The sequence below is a fragment of the Nocardia panacis genome (genome assembly GCF_003598715.1).
Classification (GTDB): Bacteria; Actinomycetota; Actinomycetes; order Mycobacteriales; family Mycobacteriaceae; genus Nocardia; species Nocardia panacis.
Genome location: NZ_QZFU01000006.1, coordinates 19,633 through 41,145, shown reverse-complemented (window position 1 = coordinate 41,145; position 21,513 = coordinate 19,633). Strand labels below are relative to the sequence as shown.

The window sequence follows — 21,513 nt, the reverse complement described above, 5'->3', positions numbered from 1 at the left end:
TGTCGGCTGATGGTGGCTGTGTGAGCCTGTGGGGGTGTTGTCGACTGGGTGTCGGCTGATGGTGGCTGTGTGAGCCTGTGGGGGTGTCGTCGATTCGGTGTCGACTCATAGTGGCTGGCGTCAGCCTTTGGGAGGTGTCGTCAACTCGCGTGATCGAGGTAGACGCGGACGGTGGTGACTCGCGCGGTGCCCGCGGCGAAATCGATGACCGCGATGCCACGTTCCGTGCCGATCCACACTGTCGCGGTGACCGATCTTCCGGCGGCGATGAGCTTGTCCCATCGCATATTTCGGGTGCGGTTGGTGAACTCCTCCAGCGTGACGCGGTGGCCTGCGGGAAGTTCCAGTGTGGCGTGGTCGCCGAGGAGGATGCGCAGGGTGGCGATATCGGTGGTCGCGGCGGCGGCGAACATCCGTGCTGTCCTGCGTTTGCCGGTGCGGCCCACGCTGATCAGCGCGCGGAGAAAGGCGAGCGCTCCGTCCAAGCCCTGATGGCGCAGCAGTTGCGGGCCGAGGCGGGTCGCGGCGAGCAGGCCGGGGGCTCCGGTGCGCAGGAGTTGCCAGATCATCGGGCCGAGTTCCCAGTGGGCGGCGAGTTCGGCGATCCGCCAGGCGCCGTCCCGTTGAACGACGTCATATTTCAGATGCATGGGGACGGCGACCATCGCGCCGGTCGACATGGTGGTCTCGATGGTCAGGTCGCGGAAAACCGTTGTCGGGCAGGCAATATCGTGGTCGACCCGGAATTCGATGGTATTGGGCGCGATGAAGGTGTCGTAGAAGCGGGCGATCACGGCGGTGCCGAGGTGCGGCCGCGAACCCACCGGATCATTGACCACTGCCTCGGCGGTGAACAGGGCCACCCAGCCTGCCCTGTCGTGCGCGGCGACGGCGCGCGGCGAGGCGAGCACCGCGGCGAGCGCGGCGGCGGTTGGTTCCGGCGGCATGGCACAACCTCCACTTCGAGGATCTGTCGCCCATGCTAGAACAAGTTCCAGGCGGAATCTCAGTTGTAGGTCCGGCCCACCCCGTCGAGCAGGTGCTCGATCGTGTCGTAGGTGGGCGTATCGACCACATCGATGAGCGTCGCCGGCGCCGCGACACCGTACTGAGCGGCGACCTTCGCGAACTGACCGGCATCGCCGGTGCGGAAACCGTGCTCGGCGGCGAGGCGCTGCAATTGCGGGTCCGTGGACAGCGCCCGGCCGACCTCATCTCCAGTCGGCCCCAGCGCGACGAGCGTATGCCGCGACAGTACGGTCGGCGAGGGATAGGTCAACACCATGTCGGGCCGGACCCGGCCGTGCGCGGCGGCCTCCACGAACTGTGATTCATAGATCCACACCAGCGGCGTCGGCCCCATCCCCACCGAAAGATACTGCTCGAACGGTCCACCGGTGCTGTTCTCGGTGTAGCCCTGGCCCGTGAAAAGCTTTGACACCGTGGGCAATACAGCCTGCTCGGCATTGGCGCCCTGCACGATGGCATCCCCATTGGCGACGTATCCCGCCAGTGCCAGATACATGGCCGCCGAATTCGAGGTGCGCGGATCGCTGGTGGCGATGAGCACGTTCTTGCGCACCGGATACGCGGCATTGTCCGGCAGTTGACTCCACTGCGTTCGCGCCTGCACCAGGTGCAGATAGCGGGCCATGTCGAAAGTGGTCACCGGACCCGGCCGGACCACCTCCGCGCGGGTCAGCAGATCCGCGACGGGGCCGAAGGTGGCAATCGCCATAGGGGAGGAAAACGGCGTGTACTTGGCATTCACCTTGCGCTGCCGCTGAATTCGCTCCGCCGCCTGCTCACTGGAAGGAAAGGCGAAGTCATAGTTGGCCAGATCCACCGAGGTGGCGATCTCCCGCGAACCCGCCGCGGTCACCTCTACCCGCAAACCCTTGCGCGCCAACGCATCGACCACATTCGGGTCGGCGAAGAAGGGCATCTTCTCCGAACCGACCACGCCGCGCACCGTGGTGAGCGTCGCAGCCGGAGCAGTGGCGGCAACCGGCTTGTCGCCTCGGGTGAGTCCAATCGCAGTCGCGGCGGCGATCACCACCGCGACGGCGCCGATCACTCCGGCGGCGCGCTTGTTCCGCAGCAGCAGGCTTCGAGCATCACGTTGGGTCGATGCGGATTCACCGTTCGCCGAGGCACTTTCGAGGCTCTCCTTGGTCGCGGCAACGACACCGATCGTGTTCTCTGGCGCACCGGCACCGGCACCGGCACCGGCACCGGCACCGGCACCGGCACCGGCACCGGCACCGGCACCGGCACCGGCACCGGCACCGGCACCGGCACCGATCGGCGCGGGAGTTTCGACATCCGCAGGCGAGTTTTCAGAGCGACGTTCCGTGCCGTCGTTCGATGAGACCGTTGCGATCTGCGCGGCATCGCTGGTAGGCATCGTCGTCGCGGTCGTCGCGGTCGTCGCGGTCGTCGCGGTCGTCGCGGTCGTCGCGGTCGTCGCGGTCGTCGCGGTCGTCGCGGTCGTCGCGGTCGTCGCGGTCGTCGCGGTCGTCGCGGTCGTCGCGGAGTTGCCGCCGACCTCGATCTCATTCGCGGTGGCGTCGTTCGGTTTCACCGGACCCGCGCCCTCGCTGCTCGATGCCACATTCGTTGCCGAGCCGCTGCTCGACTCCACCACCGATATCAGCTCGGTCGAGTCGCCCTCGGCAGCCGAAATCACCTCGCCGGACGACTCTTCGGAGCCACTCGGCCCGGTAACGCCTGTCGCAGGACCAATTCGAGCATCCGCAGGTTCGTTGGATTCGACGACCGCAGCGGATTCCGCCTGCCCCAGCTCACGACGAACAATACGTTCGACCAGAATCGGGATGAAGTCCCGAATGGGATCACCTTCGAATCGGTTTCGCGCCGCGGCGATGGTCTGCTCGATCCGATCGGAAGAATGTGCGCCGGTGAACGTTTCATGCAGCGCGTCGGTCACGCGCTGCATGGCCTTGGCCTCGCGTGCCCTATGGTCCTCGACGGTTTCGATTTTCACCACAGTCTCCTCGGCCCGGCGGTGCGACGGGCCAACCCTAGCCGAGCGTTAGGGACTGATCGGTCTGGCGCCGGAGCCGATATCGACTGTGCCGGAGCGCATCTCGCCTCCCGCATCAACCGTGCCGGACCCGCGCCGACGCAGGTCCATGGGGTTGGGTGGTGGAAATCAGAGGTAGGACAGCGGGATTGGCGAGGACATGAATATCCGTACCGTCACAATGAATTCAACTGAAGGACATCCGATGTTGCCGACAAGTTCGATGAACTTCCCGGCACCGGCAAGCGAGGAGTGTCCGAATTCTAGGTGGTGCGGCGCAGTTTCAGCACAATGTCATTGCGGGTGCCGTTCTGCCTGTTCGGTCCGGTGAGGTCCCGCAGCACCGCTTCATCGGTTTCGACGACCCAGTCACCTTCGGCCAGACCCAACGCGGTCAATACCTCGGAATTGGTAGGGAAGTGGATATCCGGGACATCGTGCTCGTGCGGGGCGTCGCGTACCCAGGAGGGCCATTCGCCGTGTCCGACAATGAGCAGCGTGCCCTTCGGTGCGACCGCCTCGGCGGCCCGCCGCAGCACCTTGTCCCGCTCCTGCGCGATGGCGACGGGGGAGTGGAAGAACTGCGCCGACACCAGGTCGAAGCGCCCCTCGGGGAAGGTCTCGGCGAGATCGTGGCGCTGCCACCCGATCGAGGCGCCGACCCCCTGGTGCTCCGCGAGCGCGGCGGCCCGCTCCAGCGCGGTATCGGAGACGTCGACCGCGGTGACCTGCCAGCCCTGACCGGCCAGCCACACCGCGTCACCGCCTTCCCCGCAGCCGAGGTCGAGCGCGGTGCCCGGCGTCAAACGCGCTACCTCGCGCACCAGCAGCGGATTGGGGTCCTTGGACCAGACCTGCTCGCGCCCCTGATAGAAGTTCTCCCAGTACTCGGCCCGTGTGCCCGCATCACCCTGTGCATCGCTCATGGCCGCCACTGTCCTGGTTGTGGCCGATTTCGGCAACAATCTGTGCCGTTTCGGCAATCACCTCTCGGGCGACGTGTGCTCCGGTGCGACCTCCGTCGATCGCCGGAACCCGAAGTCGACCTCGGATTCGGCGCGCATCCGCTCGACCATATGCGGGTAGTGCAGTTCGAACGCGGGTCGCTCGGAGCGGATGCGCGGCAGCTCGTAGAAGTTGTGCCGCGGCGGGGGACAGCTAGTGGCCCATTCCAAGGAGTTGCCGTAGCCCCAAGGGTCGTCCACGGCGACCACCTCGCCGTAGCGGTAGCTCTTGAAGACATTCCACAGGAACGGCAACATCGACGCGCCCAGGATGAAGGCGCCGACGGAGGAGATGGTGTTGAGCAGGGTGAACCCGTCGGTCGGGAGATAGTCGGCGTAGCGGCGCGGCATACCCTCGGCGCCCAGCCAGTGCTGCACCAGGAAGGTGGTGTGGAACCCGATGAAGGTGGTCCAGAAGTGCAGCTTGCCCAGCCGCTCGTCCATCATGCGCCCGGTCATCTTCGGGAACCAGAAGTAGATGCCCGCGAAGGTGGCGAACACGATGGTCCCGAACAGCACGTAGTGGAAATGCGCCACGACGAAATAGGTGTCGGTGACATGGAAATCCAGCGGGGGACTGGCCAGGATGACACCGGACAACCCGCCGAACAGGAAGGTGACCAGGAAGCCCACCGAGAACAGCATCGGTGATTCGAAGGTCAACTGACCCCGCCACATGGTGCCGATCCAGTTGAAGAACTTCACTCCCGTCGGCACCGCGATGAGGAAGGTCATGAACGAGAAGAACGGCAACAGCACCGATCCCGTCGCGTACATGTGATGCGCCCACACCGCCATGGACAATGCGCCGATACCCAACGTCGCATAGACCAGCGCGGTATAGCCGAAGATCGGTTTACGGCTGAACACAGGGAAGATCTCGGAGACGATGCCGAAGAATGGCAGCGCCACGATGTACACCTCGGGGTGGCCGAAGAACCAGAACAGGTGCTGCCACAGCAGTACGCCACCGGTCGCCGGATCGTAGATGTGCCCGCCGAGATGCCGGTCGAAGGCCAGTGCCATGAGCGCGGCGGTGAGAATCGGGAAGGCCAGCAGCACCAGTACGCTCGTGACCAGGACATTCCAAGTGAAAATGGGCATGCGGAACATGGTCATACCCGGCGCGCGCAGGCAGATGACGGTGGTGATCATATTGACCCCGCCCAGGATGGTGCCCACACCCGAGACGGCCAACCCCATGATCCACAGATCCGCGCCGACCCCCGGCGCGTGCACGATGGAACTGAGCGGCGTATACCCGGTCCAGCCGAAATCCGCGGGGCCGCCGGGGGTGAGGAATCCGGAGGTGGCCAGTGTCGCGCCGAACAGGTACAGCCAATAGCTGAACGCGTTCAGCCTCGGAAATGCCACATCCGGCGAGCCGATCTGCAACGGCAATACGCAATTGGCGAAGCCGAAGACGATCGGCGTCGCGTAGAACAGCAGCATGATGGTGCCGTGCATGGTGAACAGTTGATTGAACTGCTCGGGCGAGAGGAACTGCAATCCGGGTCGGGCCAGTTCGGCGCGCATGAGCAGCGCCATCAGCCCGCCGATGAAGAAGAACGACATCGCCGTGACGATGTAGAGGATGCCGAGCACCTTGGGATCGGTGGTCGTCACCATCTTGTGCAGGAATGAACCCTTCGGCCCCATCCGCTTCGGATAGGGCCGGACGGTCTGGATCTCAGCAACAGTCATGTCGCCGCCACCTCGGCACGAGTAGGTAAACCCTTGCCGAAGTATGACATCGCCCGGCGCTGATTCGCGGTGATTCGCGCCGTTTACCCCACTTGCGTTCCAGGTCTGCCCGCTTGACCATCGGCGGTGAAAACACCTGCTGTGCAATGGGTTACGAAAATGATCTCGTGCTACCGGCTACCTTGTGGCACCCGATTCGCGCGGGATATCGGTGCGGTCGGGAAGGGCTGCTCCGTCTCACGCTCCACCCGTTTCACCGGATCGGTATCGGGCAGTGCCGCCGGGCTCGTTTGAGCTGGAGCCCTGAGCGCTTTGTGGTCTGCTCGGCGAACGACGGGACACGGCTGATGCGGGCGAACGCACCGCATCTCCGAAGCGGTGCCGTTCCACTCCCGATCAACAGTTCACGAGTTCAGATCCCGCGCTCGACGGTGGTTTGTCGCACCCGCTGCGCGAGTGATTCCAGCGCCGCCGAGAAGGGCTGTTCCGCCTCGTAGCTCGCCCGCGCCGCCGCGATATCCAGCCGCACCAGATAGTGATTCAGCGCCGCGCCCGCTCGGTTGCCCGCCGCCACGGCATCGACCAACTGACCGTACGGCCGCACCACATCCCCCGCCGCGAAAACGCCGGGCACACTCGTCGCGCCATCGAAATCCGCAGCGATGAAACCATTTTCGCCGACATCGCAGCCCAGCGTCCGCAAGAGCGCGTCCTGCGGAACCGGTATCGGCGCGACGAACAACACCGTGCGCGGCACCGCACGCCCATCGTCGAGTTCCACGCCGCGCAACCTGTCCTCGACGGTCACCACATTCGCGACCTCGCCCTCGAGCAGGTGGATATCGCGGGCCGCCAGAGCGCTCCGGTGTTCCTCGGTCAGTGCCGCCCCGCGCGGGAAGTAGATGAGGTCGCCGGTCCACTGCCGCAGTAACTGCGCGTAGGCCACCGAGGCGTCGGCGTCGGGTCCGCCGATCAAGCCGATGCGCTCACCGCGCACCTCGTAGCCGTCCATGTAGGGGCAGAACAGCACCTCGCGGCCCCACCGCTCCCGCAACCCGGTGATATCCGGCAATTGGTCCGACAACCCGGTGCCGACGACTACGGCGCGAGTCGCGACTTCTTCCCCGGTCGCCGTCTCGACCAGGAACCCCTGGTCCTCGCCGCGCCAGTTCAGTGCGGTGACCCGGCCATCGAGACATGTCGCACCGTACCGTTGGGCATCGTCATGGCCGAGCCGCAGCAACCCGGCGGGAGAGATCCCCTCCCGCGAGAACAGTCCGGTGATCCGATCCGTCGCCGCGGCGCGAGACGAATCCTCGTCCACCACAAGCACTTTCCGTCCCGCCCTGGCCAGCGTGACGGCCGCCGACAATCCGGCGGCTCCACCGCCGATCAGTACGGCATCCCACAGCACTTCAGTCGCGTTCGATCCCATACCGTGAGCGTGCTCCCGCCCGTCGCAACGGTCGAAAATCCGTGCTGTTTCCGGGAAGTCGCATGCGTGATCTCCGCATATTCTGCTTCCGGTCCGCGCCATCGCTGCCCCGCGCTCGGCTGTCAGTTCTCGTGCCATCCGGTATTGGATGAGCGCCGTCACCTCGAGCGGTGTGCCGCGCAGCGCCCGGCAGTATGCTCCTCGGCTTGTCGCGCCCGTTACTCCTGTTCTGTCGCTTCGGGTTTCCGGTCCTCGCGCTGCACGGTCGACGAACCTGCGCTGCCATCGAAGTCGACCCGAGTGTGCCCACTGAATGCTCGATGGGCCGACAGAATTATTGGATCGCCGGTCCGTCCCGGACCTGCTACCCATGACTGATGCAGCACTCAGATGAGCCTCGGGTCGGCGTGCCCGGCGGGATTGATCTCGAGGCCCTCCTCGCGGATATTCGCGCCCGTCGCATCGACACCGCCGACGAGGTCCTGGCCCAGCTCGCGAACCTCGATGGTGCCAACCCACTTGTCGAACAGATCACCGATGCCCTGGAATCCGCGATGGTCGAGGCATCCGATCCATCGACACGGGAGAACGCGGTGATCATGCTCGCGGCGATCGACCAAAGCAAGGCCACCACCGCGTGTTACCGGATGTTCAGGCGTCACCGCGCCGGTGATGGAGTAGCGGGACGCCTGCGCACCCACTTCACCGGCGACACCGATCCGACGGTCGAGGCGTTGGTGGCGAACCTGTCGGAATGCGACAGGTTCCACGGGGTGCTGACCCAGTGGGCCATTGCCGAGCACGGGGCAGCCGCGGTGCCGCACCTCCATTCGGCCTTGCTCTCCTTCCCGATCCCGGCCCGTCAGAACACCGGCCACTGGTTCGACGATGAGGACACCAAGATCCGAATCCTGCACGCCCTCGAAGGGATCGGCCCTGCCGCCGCACCGGCGACACCGACCCTGATCGCACTGCTGCAGGACGCCGAGAGCTATCGGAGCACCTGCCATGCCGCGGAGGAAACACTCACCGGCATCGGCCTGCCCACGACCGTCGAGGCGCTCATCGCGCACCTGCGGCCAAGCGGATCCGGAGACGACGAATCGGAAAAAGGGGAAAAGCTGTACGCCGTGCTCGACACCCTCCTCGGAATGCCGCGCGAGGCACTCGCCGAAGCCCACGGGTTGGACGAGGCACTGGCGGAACTGATGATCCACTCCGCCGATTGGCTGCACAATATGGTGCGAAGCGTCGCCGACAAGGCGGGCGGCCGAGCCGACTGACTATTCGGATGCTCTGGCCGCGGCGAATCGGGCACGCAGGCGGAGTCCGAGGATCGTCGCGGTGGCACGCTCGCCGACAGCCGCGTCCATCGCGATCAGCGCGCGGTTGACTTCGTCGGCGACCTCGGCGTCCATCGGTGCCTGCCGGCCTACTGAGCGAGTGGGCGCGCGACCGCTTCCGAGGCGAGGAACTCGGTGATGATCGCGGTGACGCGCTCCGGGTTCTCGACCATCGGCAAATGACCACAGTCGTCCAGCACCGCACTCGCCTGTGGTCGTAGCGTCCGGTTCAGGTCAGCGCCCGCCCGTGCGGACAGGATTCGGTTCTGCGCACCCCAGATCGTGCAGAGCGGCGGGAAATCCGATGGGGGAGTGAAGGTGTCGAGCGCACGGTAGTTCTCGAAGTCCTGCACCATGCCGTGCAGTGCGCGCAGTCTGCCTCGATCGCCCCAGTGGGCGGTGAGCTTCGGGGCGCGTCCCAGCTTGCGCGCCCGGCCGCGAGAACCCAACTGGTCGTTTATGATTCGCGAAATCAGCGGTCGGGGCAGCTCCAGTCGCTCGGCCAGCGGGCCGAGGGGAAGCAAGGTATCCGCCCACACCAGGGGCGCGGAGCGTCCGCCGTACACGGTATTGCGAGTGAGCGGGTTGATGAGAACCAACGCGCGCACCAGTTCCGGGTGGGCCATCGCGTAGCTCAGCGAGGTGGCCGCACCGAGACAGTTGCCGACGAGCACCACACCGGTGCGCCGCTGTTCGATGAGGAAATCCTCGAGCATGTGCACGTAGTCGGCGAGCCGATAGCCGTCGGCGGGCTGGTCGGATTCTCCGAAACCAGGCAGATCCAGGGCGAACACCTCGCGGGTGCGCCGCAGTGCGGCGACCTGTTCGTCCCAGATATGCCGCTGGGTGCCTGCATTGTGCAGCAGCACGAGCGGCGGACCCGCGCCCCATCGGTCGTAGACGACGGTGCGGCCGCGATGCTGGAAGGTCGGCACGGTGACTCCTCGGTGACGCTCGGCGGTGATGCGTCGTCCTTCCACGGTAGCCCTGCAGGCGCGTGCGGTCCTCACACGGCGATACCGGAGCGCACCACTTTCCCGGTGGCATTGCGGGTCAACGGCGCGGTGGTCAGCCGCCATCGGGTGGGCACCTTGTAGTAGGCGAGCCGCGCGGCGGCGAAGGCACGCAATTCGGCTTCGGTTGTGGCGGTGCCGCTTTCGACCACGACGAGCACCGCGATCGACTGCCCGAGATCCGCATCGGGCATCCCGATCACCGCGCATTCGCGCACGGCGGGATGCGCCTCGAGGCACTGCTCGATCTCCACCGGATAGACATTCTCCCCACCGCGCAGAATGAGATCCGAACGGCGACCGGACAATCGCAGCAGCCCATCGGTCATCGTGCCCATATCGCCGGTGCGCAGCCAGCGATCCGGGGTAAGCGCGGCGGCCGTGGCCGCGGCATCGTTCCAGTAGCCGAGCATGACATACGCTCCGCGCACCCAGATCTCGCCCTCGTCCCCGTCCGGAACGCGAGTGCCGTCCGCGTCCCGGATCTGCACATCGGCACCGATGACAGGGCGGCCCACGGTCTGTGGCTGTGCGGCCAATTCGGCGGGACTGGAAATGGTGGCGGCCGTACTGCATTCGGTGAGCCCATAGCTGGTGACGAGCGCGGTCCGCGCCACCGGTATCCGTTCGCGCAACCGCTGCTGCAAGGTCGCCGACGACGGCGCGGAGTTCAGTGACAGCGCGGTGAGGCAGGACAGGTCGTAGCGCGAAAGGTCCGCCTTCAACAATCTGGTGGCCATGGTCGGCATCGCACCCCACTGTGTGACGCGTTCACGCTCGATCAGCGCCAACACCCGATCCGCCTCGAACGCACCGTGATACAGCACCGCCGCGTCACCGGTGCGCAGTCGCGGCACCACGCCGTTGTGCAGGCTCGCGATGTGGAACAGCGGCGAGGTGATCAGGAATCGCCGTTCCCGCGCGCCGGAGATCTGGTCGGCGAGTGCGTAGTTGAAGCGGTGATAGTCGATGACGGCCACCATATTCCGGTGGGTGTGCACCGCGCCCTTGGGTCGCCCGCTGGTGCCGCTGGTGTAGATGACCACGGATGGATCATCTTCCGCCACGGCGACTTCCGGGAGTTCCGCACCCGCGTACTCGGCGATCAGTTCGGGGACGTCGCGTTCCATCGTGAGCACGGGGATCCGAAGATCCAGTTCCGCAACGAGCGCGGCCCGCTTGGCGTCGACGATCAATACGGCGGGTTCGGTATGCCCCACCCCGTAGGCGATTTCGGGCGGCATCCACCATGCGTTGTAACCCACCGCGATCGCCCCCAGTGCCTGTGCGGCCCAGAACCCCAGCACCCACTCCGGGGTATTCGCGCCGAGAATCCCGATACGGTCACCCTTTTCGACGCCGTAGCGTGCCCGCAGACCGGCCGCAAGGGCGGCAGCTTGCGCGGCGTGCTCCGCGAAGGACAGCCGCCGGTCCTCGGTGATCAGATAGTCTCGCGCACCCCAGTCGGCGGAGGCCCGCAGCACCTCGCCGAGCGAGGGCATGCGCTGCCGCAGCACCGTGGTCGGCGCGCCGAGCACCTGTTCGCTCGTCAACTCGAATTCCGCACCGGCGCCGGTCAAACGCGCGCGAGCAGCGGCCGCAAGGGCTTGGAGATCACCAGGTTGTGCCATGTTTCGGCTCCCTCATCCGAGACGTAGGCAACAACCTAGCATTTGCTTGGGATCTGACGCCAGGGTCGACGAGGGTCTGGACTCCCTCGCGCAAAGCGGGCACGCAATCGTCGACGGCCGCATCGCCGCATTCCCTGGCCGAGCCGCAGCAGCGGCGTCCCGCAGGCAGCCCGCTCACCCCGGCAATGCGTAATTGCCCTGCTTCCCACTGGAATCCGTGATCGTCAACAGTGTGAACACCCCGTGCACCGGATTGGTCAACTCCAACGTGACCGCCTCGGCCTGCCGCTTGTCGGCGGCGCAGTTGGGCACACAGAGATTGCGATCATCGGTGCCGGTGCCGCGCGCGGCCTCGTCCTCCCAGATATCCCAGGTGATTCCGGTGATGAAGTGATTCGGGTCCGCGCAGGTGATGGGTATGTCGGCGGGGCGAACGCGAGCCCTGGCCACGCAGTTCAGCACGGATGTCGCGCCCGAGCGCGGCGTGTCGGCGCGCGGGTGCTGCGCCGCGCAGCTCGCGCAGGCGAGCGCGGGAACGGCCAGCACCGAGACGGCGACGGCACGGTGGAACGAACGCATCGAACTCCTCCTCGCAGTTGTCGCAAAGCGGGTCGGCATGTCAATTTCGTGGAATGTAGCCGATCGTTCGCTGACATGCGGCCAAACGCGCGCGACACGTGTTCTGCGCCATGGATTGGACGCCGGCGTGCCGGTGTGTCGGTGCCGTGCGGCATCATCTGTGCACGCAGCCAACACACGAAATCGCTCGGAGTGCACCATGCCGTCCCCCAGAACCAAGCCACAGCCCTTGTCGGACACCGAAATTCAACAGATCGCGGCCGAGGTCGCCGACGGCCGCCCGCCAATGGTCTGGTTCACCGCCGCCGCGGTGGGCATTCCGGCGGGCCGCTCCGGTAAGGTGGTCGCGCTCGGCGACCCGTCCGACGGGGATTTCCTGCAGGTGCGACCCACCGGGTCCAAGGATGTACTGTCCTTCTCTCCCCTCGAAGTCACGCTCACCAAACCGCAGCGAGACAAGGCGGTTCCGAAGAAGGCGGCCACCAAGGCCGCTGTCGCGACCGAAGACGCACCAGCCCAGCCGAAGTCGACAACAAGGAAGGAATCCACCGTGACCCAGCCGTCGACCCTGCCGAGCGCGCCGATCCCCGCCCCGGTCCGCCCGGTCCCCGACGCTACCCCTGCCGCGCCTAAACCGGTTCCCTCGCAGCAGGATTCAGCCGAGGACAAGAACGCGCCCAAACCCGCCGCCAAAGCTGCCAAGGCGCCGGCCGCGCGCGCCAAAGCCAAGACGCCGGAGGTCACCGTCACCCTTACCGGCACCGCCGACGGCGACTGGACCGTCGACGTGGTCAACGGCAAGAAGCGCGCCATTCGCGGGCTCTCGGTACCGGGTTCGTCGGTGGCGCAGGCGGCCAAGCTGCTGCATCCGGAGGTGGCCGAGGTGGTCTCGGGTGTGCTCGAGGCCGTGCGCGGCGCGCAGCGGGCCAAGGTGGAGCAGTTGCAGGCCGAACTCGAAGCCGCGCGGCGCGCCCTGGAGGATCTCGACGACTGAGCGGCCGGGGCCGCAGTCCTGTCCGGCGAGACAGGGCCTACACCGCCCGCTCCCGGCGCCAGATCCGGTGTCCGGTGGCGGGCGGCCCGCCGAGCTCGTCGTGGCAGGTATAGCCGCGCCCGTACTGCTTGGCGTGGTACATCGCCGAATCCGCCGCGCGGATCAGGTCGTAGACGGTGGTGTCCGAGCTGCGCGGACCACCGCACGCCAGACCGATACTCGCGGTGATCGGCACCTCGCCCGCACTCAGTTCGAATGGGCGCTCGAAGGCGGCGAGCAGGCGTTGCGCCAGCGCCACCGCCTCCGGTCGGGCCAGCGCCGCCAGCACCACGAATTCGTCGCCGCCGTAGCGGGCGGCCACATCCGCGCGCCGGATGACGCGCCGAATGCGGGCGGCGGCGTCGGCGATCAGCTCATCGCCGACGGCGTGTCCGAAGCTGTCGTTGATCGTCTTGAAGCCGTCCAGATCGATGAACAGCAGCGACAGCTGCTGACCGGCCCAGGTCTCGCGGTGCGAAGTGCGCAGCAGCGCGGCCCGATTCAGCAGTCCGGTCAGCATGTCGTGATCAGCCTGATATTGGGCGCGGCGCTCGCTGCGTTCACTGCGCACGATGGCGCGTTCGCTGCGCACGAGCACTCCGATCAGCAGCAGTCCGAACAGCGTCGAGATCACCGCCCGATCCAGGAAATTCAGACCCGCGCCCACCATCGGCACCAGCGCGGCCACGATCAGCGCCGCCGCGATCATCGAGGCCCGCTGCCGCGAATGCCGAGGATGCAGCCGGCGCGGCGCGCCCAGCGAATCCATGGTGGGATGCAGCGCCGCCACACCGATCAAGGTGTAGGCCAGCAGCAGCGGGGCCAACAGCAGTTCATGCCGAACCACCGGCGCGCCAACGGTTTCCAGCCGATACCCGATATCGCCGACCAGCACCGCGAGCAGGCCGAGGTGCAGCAGCCGCAGCGAGGTCTCCGAACGCCCCGTCGCGGCCATCGAATGCGCGACCAGGGTGAGCAGCAGCGCGTCAAGCACCGGATAGGTCACGGCCACCACCAGCGCGGCGACATTCGGGTCCGGGGTGCGCAGGATCGGCGAGATGAGGAAGGTCCAGGCAGCCAGCAGCGCCCCGAGTCCGATCAGCGCCGAATCCAGCAGCACGTCGTAGTCGCCTCGGGTGCGGCGCGGGCGCAACCACAGCACCGCCGTCGCACCCAGGCACAGGTAGCCCGCCAAGGTGCAGGCGTCATCGACCGGATGCGGTGCGCTCCCGATGATCTCGCGCAGCAGCGCACCGAGCGCGAACAGGGCCGCCGAGGTCGAGAGCAGATACCAGGGCAGCGGCCGTCTCGGTCGATGACGGCGCAGCCCGATCCCGATCATGGTCACCGCGCCCGCGATCACCACCAGCACGGTGCCCAGCGCCAACGATGCGGAGGTCGCGATGAGCGCGAGTGCGACGGCGCTCGCGCAGCCGCCGAGCAGCGCCGCGAACCAGCGCAAGGACAACCGGCCCGCGATTTCGGTCATAGGCCCCCCTCGGTCGCACCGTCCCGATCCCACCGCCGGATTCGTTGGGCGACCCGCCACCGTGCCCTCGATCCTCACCCGCCGGGCGCGGGCGCACCGGTTCGCGGCTGAGCGCGGGAATCCGGTGTCGCCGCGGTGGAGGCCCCAACCGATCGCGGCGCGATCGGCCACCAATCCTGGACAACTGTCTTGATCATGGCACGAATCGCGGTGTCCTGTTGGACAGTTGGCCGAACCGGGCGACATCCGGCACTCCGCTCTCAGGTGCGACAGGTCGGCTCTCATAGGGTGGTGCGGTGCGGATATGGGCGGCCCCCGGCCGGGTCAACATCATCGGTGAGCACACCGACTACAACGCCGGGTTCGTGCTGCCCATCGCCCTGCCGCACGTGGTGCGCTGCGCGGCCGAACCCCGGCGGGACACCCTGGTGACGGTGCGTTCGCGGCAGCGTCGCGGCCCTGCCGTCCGCGTGCCGCGCACCGAGCTTGTGGCGCAACGCGATCGGGTGCCCGAATGGGCGCGATACCCGCTCGGGGTCATCGCCGAATTCGCGCGGCGCGGACATGCCGTGACCGGGGTGGACCTCGAGGTGGACGGCGCGGTGCCGATCGGGGCCGGACTGTCCTCGTCGGCGGCGCTGTCCTGTGCGGTCGCGCTCGCCGCGCGCGATCTGTTCGCCCACGAGGTCGGCATCCGTGAACTCATCGATATCGCGAGCACCGCCGAGAACACCTACGTCGGCGCGCCGACCGGTGTGCTCGACCAGTCCGCCGCCTTCCTCTGCACCGCGGGCCACGCCCTATTCCTCGACGTCCGCGCCTTCGCCGACGGCGGCTCCCCCGAACAGATCCCGTTCGACCTCGCCCGCTTCGACCTCGAACTCCTGGTCATCGACACCGGTCATCCGCACCGGCTCGTCGACGGCGAGTATGCCGCCCGCCGCGCCGAATGCGCCGCCGCGGCCGACGCCCTCGGTTTGCCCACACTGCGCGATGCCGAGCCCGCGGCGGTGGGGCGACTGACCGATCCGCTGCTGCGTCGCCGCGCGCGGCATGTGGTCAGCGAGAACGCCCGAGTCCTCATGGTTGCTGAAAAGTTGCATGATGGTGCGGACCCGCGCGATATCGGTCCGGAACTCACCGCATCCCACATCTCGCTCCGCGACGATTTCGAGGTATCCACCGCAGCGCTCGACACCGCCGTGACCCTCGCCCTGGAATCCGGGGCACATGGCGCCCGCATGGTCGGCGGCGGCTTCGGCGGCAGCGCCATCGCCCTGGTCGACCGCGCAGCGGGCACCGCCGCTGCCATCCGAGAAGCCCTCGCCCTGAAGGGCTTCGCCGCACCCCGCACCTTCGTCGCGGTGCCCTCCAGGGGCGCGCACCGAGTCGAATAGACGGCGACCTCTCCGGAATCCGGCGCGGACGGGCGGTGCGCAATGCGCCGATCCCGGCCCACAGTGCGGCACAATCACGCACACTGAGCGGTGCTCGACGTGGTGCGCCGCATCGAGCGTGCCCCGGAGGATCCAGGAGGAATCGCTGTGCCGCTGTCCGATTCACCGATGGTCCACGCCGCGTCGACGCTGCGATTGGATGCGGGACCCGTCGACTACGCGCTGGTCGCACTGTATTTCGTCTTCGTGCTCGGCATCGGTCTGCTCGCGCGGCGGGGGGTGTCCTCCAGTATCGACTTCTTCCTGTCGGGACGGTCGCTGCCCGCCTGGGTGACCGGACTGGCCTTCATCTCCGCCAACCTCGGCGCGGTGGAGGTCATGGGCATGTCCGCCAACGGAGCCGAGTACGGCTTCCCGACCTTCCACTACTTCTGGATCGGCGCCGTGCCCGCCATGCTGTTCCTCGGCGTGGTGATGATGCCGTTCTACTACGGGTCCGGGGTGCGCAGCGTGCCCGAATTCATGCGCATGCGTTTCGGACCGGGGGCGCATCTGGTGAACGCGCTGAGTTTCGCGGTCGCGCAGATCCTCATCGCGGGGGTCAACCTGTATCTGCTCGGATCCATCGTGAATGTGCTGCTCGGCTGGCCACTGTGGGTTTCGGTGCTGGTCGCCGCGGTGATCGTGCTCTCCTACATCACCCTGGGCGGACTCTCGGCCGCCATCTACAACGAGGTGCTGCAGTTCTTCGTGATCGTGGCGGCGCTGCTGCCGCTGACCCTCGTGGGGCTGCACAAGGTGGGCGGTTGGGAAGGGCTGCGGGACAAGGTGACCCACTCGCCCGGCGGCGCCGCGCAGTTGACCTCGTGGCCCGGTAACGCGCTCAGCGGATTCGCCAATGACTTCCTGTCCGTACTCGGCATCGTGTTCGGGCTCGGATTCGTGCTGTCCTTCGGCTACTGGACCACCAACTTCGTGGAAGTGCAGCGGGCCTTGGCCACCCACTCCATCTCCGCCGCGCGCCGCACCCCGATCATCGGCGCGTACCCGAAGATGTTCATCCCCCTCATCGTGGTGATTCCCGGCATGATCAGCGCCGTACTCGTACCGCAGATGATCGACTACAAGCAGGCCGAGACCTCCGGCGGCGCGACCGGTGACGTCACCTACAACCAGGCGATCCTCTACTTGATGAAGGAAGTACTGCCGAACGGACTGCTCGGCGTCGGCCTGGCCGGTCTGCTCGCGGCCTTCATGGCGGGCATGGCGGCGAATATCTCGGCGTTCAACACCGTATTCAGCTACGACCTGTGGCAGCAGTACGCGCGGCGCGGCCGCGGCGACCGCTACTACCTGCGCGTCGGCCGGTACGCCACCGTCGGTGCGACCGTGGCCGCCGTCTTCACCTCGTTCATCGCCGCCAAATTCCAGAACATGATGGACTACCTGCAAACACTGTTCAGCTTCTTCAACGCGCCCCTCTTCGCGACCTTCATCCTCGGCATGTTCTGGAAGCGGATGACCGCCGCCGCGGGCTGGATCGGCCTCGTCGCCGGAACCGGTTCCGCCATCATCGTTTTCATCCTGCACAAGACCGACGTCTTCCACCTCTCCGGTCAGGGATCGAGCTTCGTCGCGGCCGGAGTGGCGTTCGTGGTCGATATCGTCGTCAGCATTGCCGTCAGTCGGGTGAGCACCCCCAAACCCATTGCCGAACTCGTCGGGCTGGTCTACTCCGAAACCCCGAAACAACGGCGCACCGATCCGGAGGCCGCGACCCTGCCCTGGTATCAGCGCCCCGTCCTGCTCGCGGGCATCGCGCTCGCATTGGTAATCGTGCTCAATATCGCCGTCGGATAAGGAAGTCTCCCAATGCTTTTCGACATCCGAACCATAATCGCCGCACTGCTCGGGAGCTACGGCGTCATCCTCGTCGTGACCTCTTGGGTCGGCGACACCGCCGCGCAGAAAGCCAAAACCGGCGGTATCGATATCAACCTGTGGGCCGGGTTGGCGATGATCGCCGTGGCGTTGGCCTTCGTTGTGTGGGTCTTCCTGCGCCCCATCCACACGCCGCCCCCTGAGACACCCGACAACCCCGACGCTTAGGCCGTGTTTGAAAGTGGGTGAGGGCGGGTGGGTGTCCGCCCTCAGTTGTGTCGTAGCCACACGCGGCCTGGTGTCGCAGCAGGCAGCGCCGTCTGACCGCACCGGGGGCGCGTCACCACAGGTGCAGGAAGCTCCGGACGTCGTCATACCCGTCGACGGCCCGACTATCCACGTCCGACGGGTCGGCCTCGGCACGCGCCGCCAGCGACTTCACCAGTGCGAGGGCTTCATCGCTGAGACGTCCGAAACGCCGAGCGGTGTGTCCCAGGCATAGGCCGGCCAGTCCAAGCAACGGACTACCCGGCACAGCCTGCGTCCCAACCTGCACGCACCAGTGCTCAACGAACTCCGCGTCGTCGTCGTTCAACGCGCTTCCGACCAGGACACTGGCGGCCTCCCCCTCGGCCGTGCGGTCACGCAAAGCCCGCTCCAACGTCTCGACCACGACCAGGTGAGGCAGCGCGGGAGGGTTCTCAAAGCTCCGATGAGAGTGCACCGCGCGAGACTACGTGCCCCGCGTGATCCACACTCATCCGTGTCGTAGCCATTGGTTGATTGCGGCGACGTGGACGGTGGTCGGGTAGCGGATGGCGAGTTTGTCGAATCATGTTGCCACGGCCCGGTTTTGCTCGAGGAGGTTGATACCCGGTTGCGGCGGTGCCCTGACTGATCGGCAGGGATCGGGATAGTGGCTTTGATCCCGCGTCGGCGCAGGTGAGCGCGATTCGCGTGAGAAGAGTAGGCCTTGTCGGCCAGGACACGCTCGGGGCGCACGCGTGGGCGGCCGAGCCCGAAACGGGGCACAGCGATAGCAGCCGGCACGGCGGTGAACTGCGGACTGTCGGCGGCTTGACCTGCGGTGAGCAGCAGCGCGAGTGGTCGGCAGCCCTGCTCGCAGCCCAGGTGCAGCCTGGTCGTCCACCCGCCGCGGGAGCGGCCCAGCGCGCGATCGACGGGCTCGTCACCGGGCGGTTCGAGTCGGGTGTCGGGATCACGACGCGCGCCGGCGACACGCTGATGAGCGCGCACGACGGTGGAGTCCACGCGCACCTGCCGGCCGATACGACCGGCCGCATCGGCGAAGGCCTGCAATATTCTCAGGATGAAGACCCTGGTCCCGGCACGCTGCCAGCGGCGGACCAGCCCGTAGATCGCCTGCCTTGGCCCATAGGACTCCGGCACGTCACGCCAGGGCGAGCCGACGCGGGTGCGCCATCGGATCCCGTCGATGAGCTGTCGTTTGCTCCACTTCGGTGGGCGGCCGGTCTTCTTGCCCCGGGGCAGCAGCGTGCCAGCCGTGCCCACTGGGCATCGGTCAGATCTGCGCGCCCCGTCACCGCTACGCCGATCACGAGGTCTCCGGTGTTCAGTTGAATCGGGCGATCAACTCCTCTACCGGAGACCTCATCTGTTTACCAACGCGGACAACACCTTCCGACTCACCAACCACTTTCAAAACACGGCCTGGTCGCCTTTATCGCGGTCGCTATCGGACAGCGTGCTTCGCCGACCGCAGGCAGTATGAGGTCCGGGCTGCGCCGGGATGGGTCCGGCGCAGTCCGTCGCCGTCAGGTCAGGCTCGGGTAGCCGGCATAGCGGGCGGTGAGCGCTTCGAGGTGGTGGCCGGCCGGATCGTCGAAGTACACGCCGCGGCCGCCGTGGTGCGTGTTGATCTCGCCCGGTCGGCGCATCTGGGGATCGGCCCAGTACGTGATGTCCCGCGCACGAATGCGCTCCATGATCTGATCGAACGTGTCATCGCTGACCAGGAATGCGTAGTGCTGCCCTGGAAAATCGATCGGCGGATCCGCGAAATCGAGCACCCGGCCATCGGTCAGATATACGGCGACGAAGAACCCTGCTTCCTTCGGCTCGGGTAAGCCGAAGATCTCGGTGAAGAACCGCGCGGACTCGTATTTATCCCGCGCGGCGATAATCGTATGGTCGAAACGCACATCCACCTGTGGACGCGACATATGAACTCCTTCCTCCATGGACCTCGGAACCGGTGGTGTCATGGAGGGGGCGGGCCTCTGGCCCGCCACAAGGTCAAGGAGCTGCCGGGAACCCGTCTCGCTCACGGCATATCGCCGACCCGGCAGTCACGCCGCAGACTGTAGCACCCGCCTCGGGCAGGGGAAACCCGACTTGACCGGTGACCCCGTTGGGTGAAAGCTGTTGACGCGTGCCGCGTGTCGCCGCCGAGTGGACGGCGGTCGACATGGAGGCGCGCATATCGAGGAGGCTGCCATGGGTCCACATTCCCGGCTCGTCTGAGCGTGGTTACGCGCCCGTCTCATGGCGGTCGTTTGCTCATTGGATGTTTTCGCTGCCTGCCCGTCTCGTGACGGGTCCGCTGACACATTCCGAGTTCCTTCGCCGTGGTGCGTATTCGGTGCCGACGGCGGTGGTCGCTGTTTCCTCGATCAGGAGATCTCTTATGTCTGTTGATGATTCACAAAGTCCCCAATTTCCGGCGAGCCGTCGGTGCATCCGTCCATCGCCGGGATATGCCCGCACTCTGCCGATCCCGCGCCCCGCATCCGGCGGTGAGTCGTGACCCAACCCACCCGCACCCCCGGTGCCGCCGACCGCGCCCGCGCCCTCGGCAAGGAACTCACCGCCATCCACAACTGGCTGCGCAGCGAATTATCCCGTGTCGCAACAGAACTCGACAACTACCTCACCGGCGGCGCGCCACCAACCCACCTACAGGCCCACTGCCTGGCCTTCTGTCAAGCACTGACCGACCACCACCGCAGCGAAGACCGCACCGCATTTCCCGCCCTATCACGGCAATTCCCCGAACTCGCCCCGGTCCTGGCTGGCCTCAGCGAGGACCACCAGTTCATCTCCGACATCCTCGGCCGAATGCGATCCCTGCTCACCACAGTCACCCCCGTCAATGCCCAAGATGTCCGAAGCGAACTGGCGGGGCTGTCGGCCATCGTCGAATCCCACTTCCAATGGGAGGAACGACGCATCGCCACCGCCCTCGACCAACTCGCCGATCAAAACCGAAGCAGCGAAGAACTTTTCGGTATCAACCCGACCGAACCCACGGTTCGGTCGAACCCCGGCGGGTGAGGTACCCGCCCTTCGGGTTGGGTACCTCACACCTAGGGTGTTGCGGGTATTGCCGCACTACTCGACGGCCTCGTCCTTCACGAACAGTTCGTCGATGCGCTCGATCGTGTGTGCTTTCCCGAGCCAGCGGCGCATCGCTGTGGCCACGTTGGTCATATTGATGAAGAAGAGCTGGTCGGGCGGGACATCGATACCGCGCTCATCCAAGATCCGCAGGAGTTCTTCCCTGTCCCTGTCGACAACCTTGTCCTCTTCGGCATTTGCCATTGCGTTCACGATCAGCTTCATCCAAAGCAAGCCGAGCTTCGATGTCGGCTCTCCCCTATGCCACGAGGTCAGATCGGGGAGCACGTAGAAGATCTCGCATGCGGACTTGACGGTGGCGGATCGCACCACCCAGTCCTTGAGTCGTACAACGTCTTCGCAGTCCATGATCCGGGAGCGGGCACCATCGCCGATGGGGATGCCCCGAGCGTCCAGGATATTCAGAATGTTCTCTTGCAGCGTCTCCACCAGAACTTTCACCACCGCCATCATCACAGGGTGCTCGCGCAGGGTTTGCGGAGTGCTGCCGGTGGACGACTCGTCTGTGACGGTCACCGGCGGTCTCCACTGTGAACGAGGTGGTCTGAATCCGTGAGTC

19 protein-coding genes and 2 pseudogenes are annotated in these 21,513 nt (G+C 66.4%); 6 read left to right on the top strand and 15 right to left on the bottom strand.

Features of this window, described 5'->3' with window-relative positions:
* Positions 1–140 precede the first annotated feature (140 nt).
* The 6 genes and pseudogenes from D5S18_RS00635 to D5S18_RS00610 all read right to left on the bottom strand — a co-directional run bounded on the left by D5S18_RS00635 (position 141) and on the right by D5S18_RS00610 (position 7,189).
* The gene (locus D5S18_RS00635) at positions 141–947 is read right to left on the bottom strand and encodes a nuclear transport factor 2 family protein (protein WP_120036848.1); all 807 of its coding nucleotides are present in this window, start codon (positions 945–947) and stop codon (positions 141–143) included.
* Between the two features lie 59 nt (positions 948–1,006).
* Positions 1,007–2,077, bottom strand: coding sequence for a hypothetical protein (locus D5S18_RS00630; protein WP_203236524.1), 1,071 nt, complete (start codon positions 2,075–2,077; stop codon positions 1,007–1,009).
* A 783-nt stretch (positions 2,078–2,860) separates the two neighbouring features.
* Positions 2,861–2,959 (bottom strand): annotated as a pseudogene (locus D5S18_RS36300) (hypothetical protein); the annotation flags it as partial.
* A 350-nt stretch (positions 2,960–3,309) separates the two neighbouring features.
* Positions 3,310–3,972, bottom strand: coding sequence for a class I SAM-dependent methyltransferase (locus tag D5S18_RS00620; RefSeq protein WP_120036846.1), 663 nt, complete (start codon positions 3,970–3,972; stop codon positions 3,310–3,312).
* Between the two features lie 57 nt (positions 3,973–4,029).
* Positions 4,030–5,754: an aa3-type cytochrome oxidase subunit I gene (ctaD, locus tag D5S18_RS00615; RefSeq protein ID WP_203236523.1), complete on the bottom strand. Its 1,725-nt coding sequence runs from the start codon at positions 5,752–5,754 to the stop codon at positions 4,030–4,032.
* A gap of 412 nt (positions 5,755–6,166) precedes the next feature.
* Positions 6,167–7,189, bottom strand: a complete 1,023-nt coding sequence (locus tag D5S18_RS00610; RefSeq protein ID WP_158607766.1) for an NAD(P)/FAD-dependent oxidoreductase — start codon at positions 7,187–7,189, stop codon at positions 6,167–6,169.
* Between the two features lie 377 nt (positions 7,190–7,566).
* On the opposite strand from D5S18_RS00610, the gene D5S18_RS00605 reads away from it, so the two are divergent.
* Positions 7,567–8,472 (top strand): hypothetical protein, encoded by a 906-nt coding sequence (locus D5S18_RS00605; protein ID WP_147403782.1) that lies wholly within the window; start codon positions 7,567–7,569, stop codon positions 8,470–8,472.
* Here D5S18_RS00605 and D5S18_RS36060 read toward each other — a convergent pair whose 3' ends face one another.
* From D5S18_RS36060 to D5S18_RS00590, 4 genes are all read right to left on the bottom strand, one after another.
* Complete coding sequence (locus D5S18_RS36060) at positions 8,473–8,607, bottom strand: hypothetical protein (protein ID WP_282434812.1); 135 nt, start codon at positions 8,605–8,607, stop codon at positions 8,473–8,475.
* 14 nt (positions 8,608–8,621) lie between these two features.
* Positions 8,622–9,467, bottom strand: a complete 846-nt coding sequence (locus D5S18_RS00600) for an alpha/beta fold hydrolase (protein WP_158607765.1) — start codon at positions 9,465–9,467, stop codon at positions 8,622–8,624.
* A 71-nt stretch (positions 9,468–9,538) separates the two neighbouring features.
* A complete protein-coding gene (gene casG / locus D5S18_RS00595; RefSeq protein WP_120036840.1) occupies positions 9,539–11,176 on the bottom strand; it encodes a steroid-24-oyl-CoA synthetase in 1,638 nt (545 codons plus the stop codon).
* A gap of 174 nt (positions 11,177–11,350) precedes the next feature.
* On the bottom strand, positions 11,351–11,755 hold the full coding sequence (locus D5S18_RS00590; protein ID WP_120036838.1) for a hypothetical protein: 405 nt from the start codon (positions 11,753–11,755) through the stop codon (positions 11,351–11,353).
* A 199-nt stretch (positions 11,756–11,954) separates the two neighbouring features.
* On the opposite strand from D5S18_RS00590, the gene D5S18_RS00585 reads away from it, so the two are divergent.
* Positions 11,955–12,749: a DUF6319 family protein gene (locus D5S18_RS00585; RefSeq protein WP_120036836.1), complete on the top strand. Its 795-nt coding sequence runs from the start codon at positions 11,955–11,957 to the stop codon at positions 12,747–12,749.
* Between the two features lie 37 nt (positions 12,750–12,786).
* Here the strand turns inward: D5S18_RS00585 and D5S18_RS00580 are convergent, their stop codons facing one another.
* Entirely contained in the window at positions 12,787–14,277 is a 1,491-nt protein-coding gene (locus tag D5S18_RS00580) for a GGDEF domain-containing protein (RefSeq protein ID WP_120036835.1), read from the bottom strand.
* A gap of 296 nt (positions 14,278–14,573) precedes the next feature.
* Between D5S18_RS00580 and galK the strand changes: the two genes are divergently transcribed.
* The 3 genes from galK to D5S18_RS00565 all read left to right on the top strand — a co-directional run bounded on the left by galK (position 14,574) and on the right by D5S18_RS00565 (position 17,783).
* Entirely contained in the window at positions 14,574–15,674 is a 1,101-nt protein-coding gene (gene galK, locus D5S18_RS00575; RefSeq protein ID WP_120036833.1) for a galactokinase, read from the top strand.
* 168 nt (positions 15,675–15,842) lie between these two features.
* Entirely contained in the window at positions 15,843–17,534 is a 1,692-nt protein-coding gene (locus D5S18_RS00570; protein WP_120037281.1) for a sodium:solute symporter family protein, read from the top strand.
* A 12-nt stretch (positions 17,535–17,546) separates the two neighbouring features.
* Positions 17,547–17,783 (top strand): hypothetical protein, encoded by a 237-nt coding sequence (locus D5S18_RS00565; protein WP_120036831.1) that lies wholly within the window; start codon positions 17,547–17,549, stop codon positions 17,781–17,783.
* Positions 17,784–17,895: 112 nt separating this feature from the next.
* Here the strand turns inward: D5S18_RS00565 and D5S18_RS00560 are convergent, their stop codons facing one another.
* The 3 genes and pseudogenes from D5S18_RS00560 to D5S18_RS00550 form a co-directional block, all read right to left on the bottom strand.
* The gene (locus D5S18_RS00560) at positions 17,896–18,228 is read right to left on the bottom strand and encodes a hypothetical protein (protein WP_120036829.1); all 333 of its coding nucleotides are present in this window, start codon (positions 18,226–18,228) and stop codon (positions 17,896–17,898) included.
* Positions 18,229–18,312: 84 nt separating this feature from the next.
* Positions 18,313–19,135 (bottom strand): annotated as a pseudogene (locus tag D5S18_RS00555) (IS5 family transposase).
* A gap of 216 nt (positions 19,136–19,351) precedes the next feature.
* Positions 19,352–19,744: a VOC family protein gene (locus D5S18_RS00550; RefSeq protein ID WP_120037279.1), complete on the bottom strand. Its 393-nt coding sequence runs from the start codon at positions 19,742–19,744 to the stop codon at positions 19,352–19,354.
* A gap of 595 nt (positions 19,745–20,339) precedes the next feature.
* Between D5S18_RS00550 and D5S18_RS00545 the strand changes: the two genes are divergently transcribed.
* Positions 20,340–20,870: a hemerythrin domain-containing protein gene (locus tag D5S18_RS00545; protein ID WP_120036827.1), complete on the top strand. Its 531-nt coding sequence runs from the start codon at positions 20,340–20,342 to the stop codon at positions 20,868–20,870.
* Between the two features lie 57 nt (positions 20,871–20,927).
* On the opposite strand, the gene D5S18_RS00540 is transcribed toward D5S18_RS00545, so the two are convergent.
* Positions 20,928–21,470: a hypothetical protein gene (locus tag D5S18_RS00540; protein WP_120036825.1), complete on the bottom strand. Its 543-nt coding sequence runs from the start codon at positions 21,468–21,470 to the stop codon at positions 20,928–20,930.
* Positions 21,471–21,513: the final 43 nt, after the last annotated feature.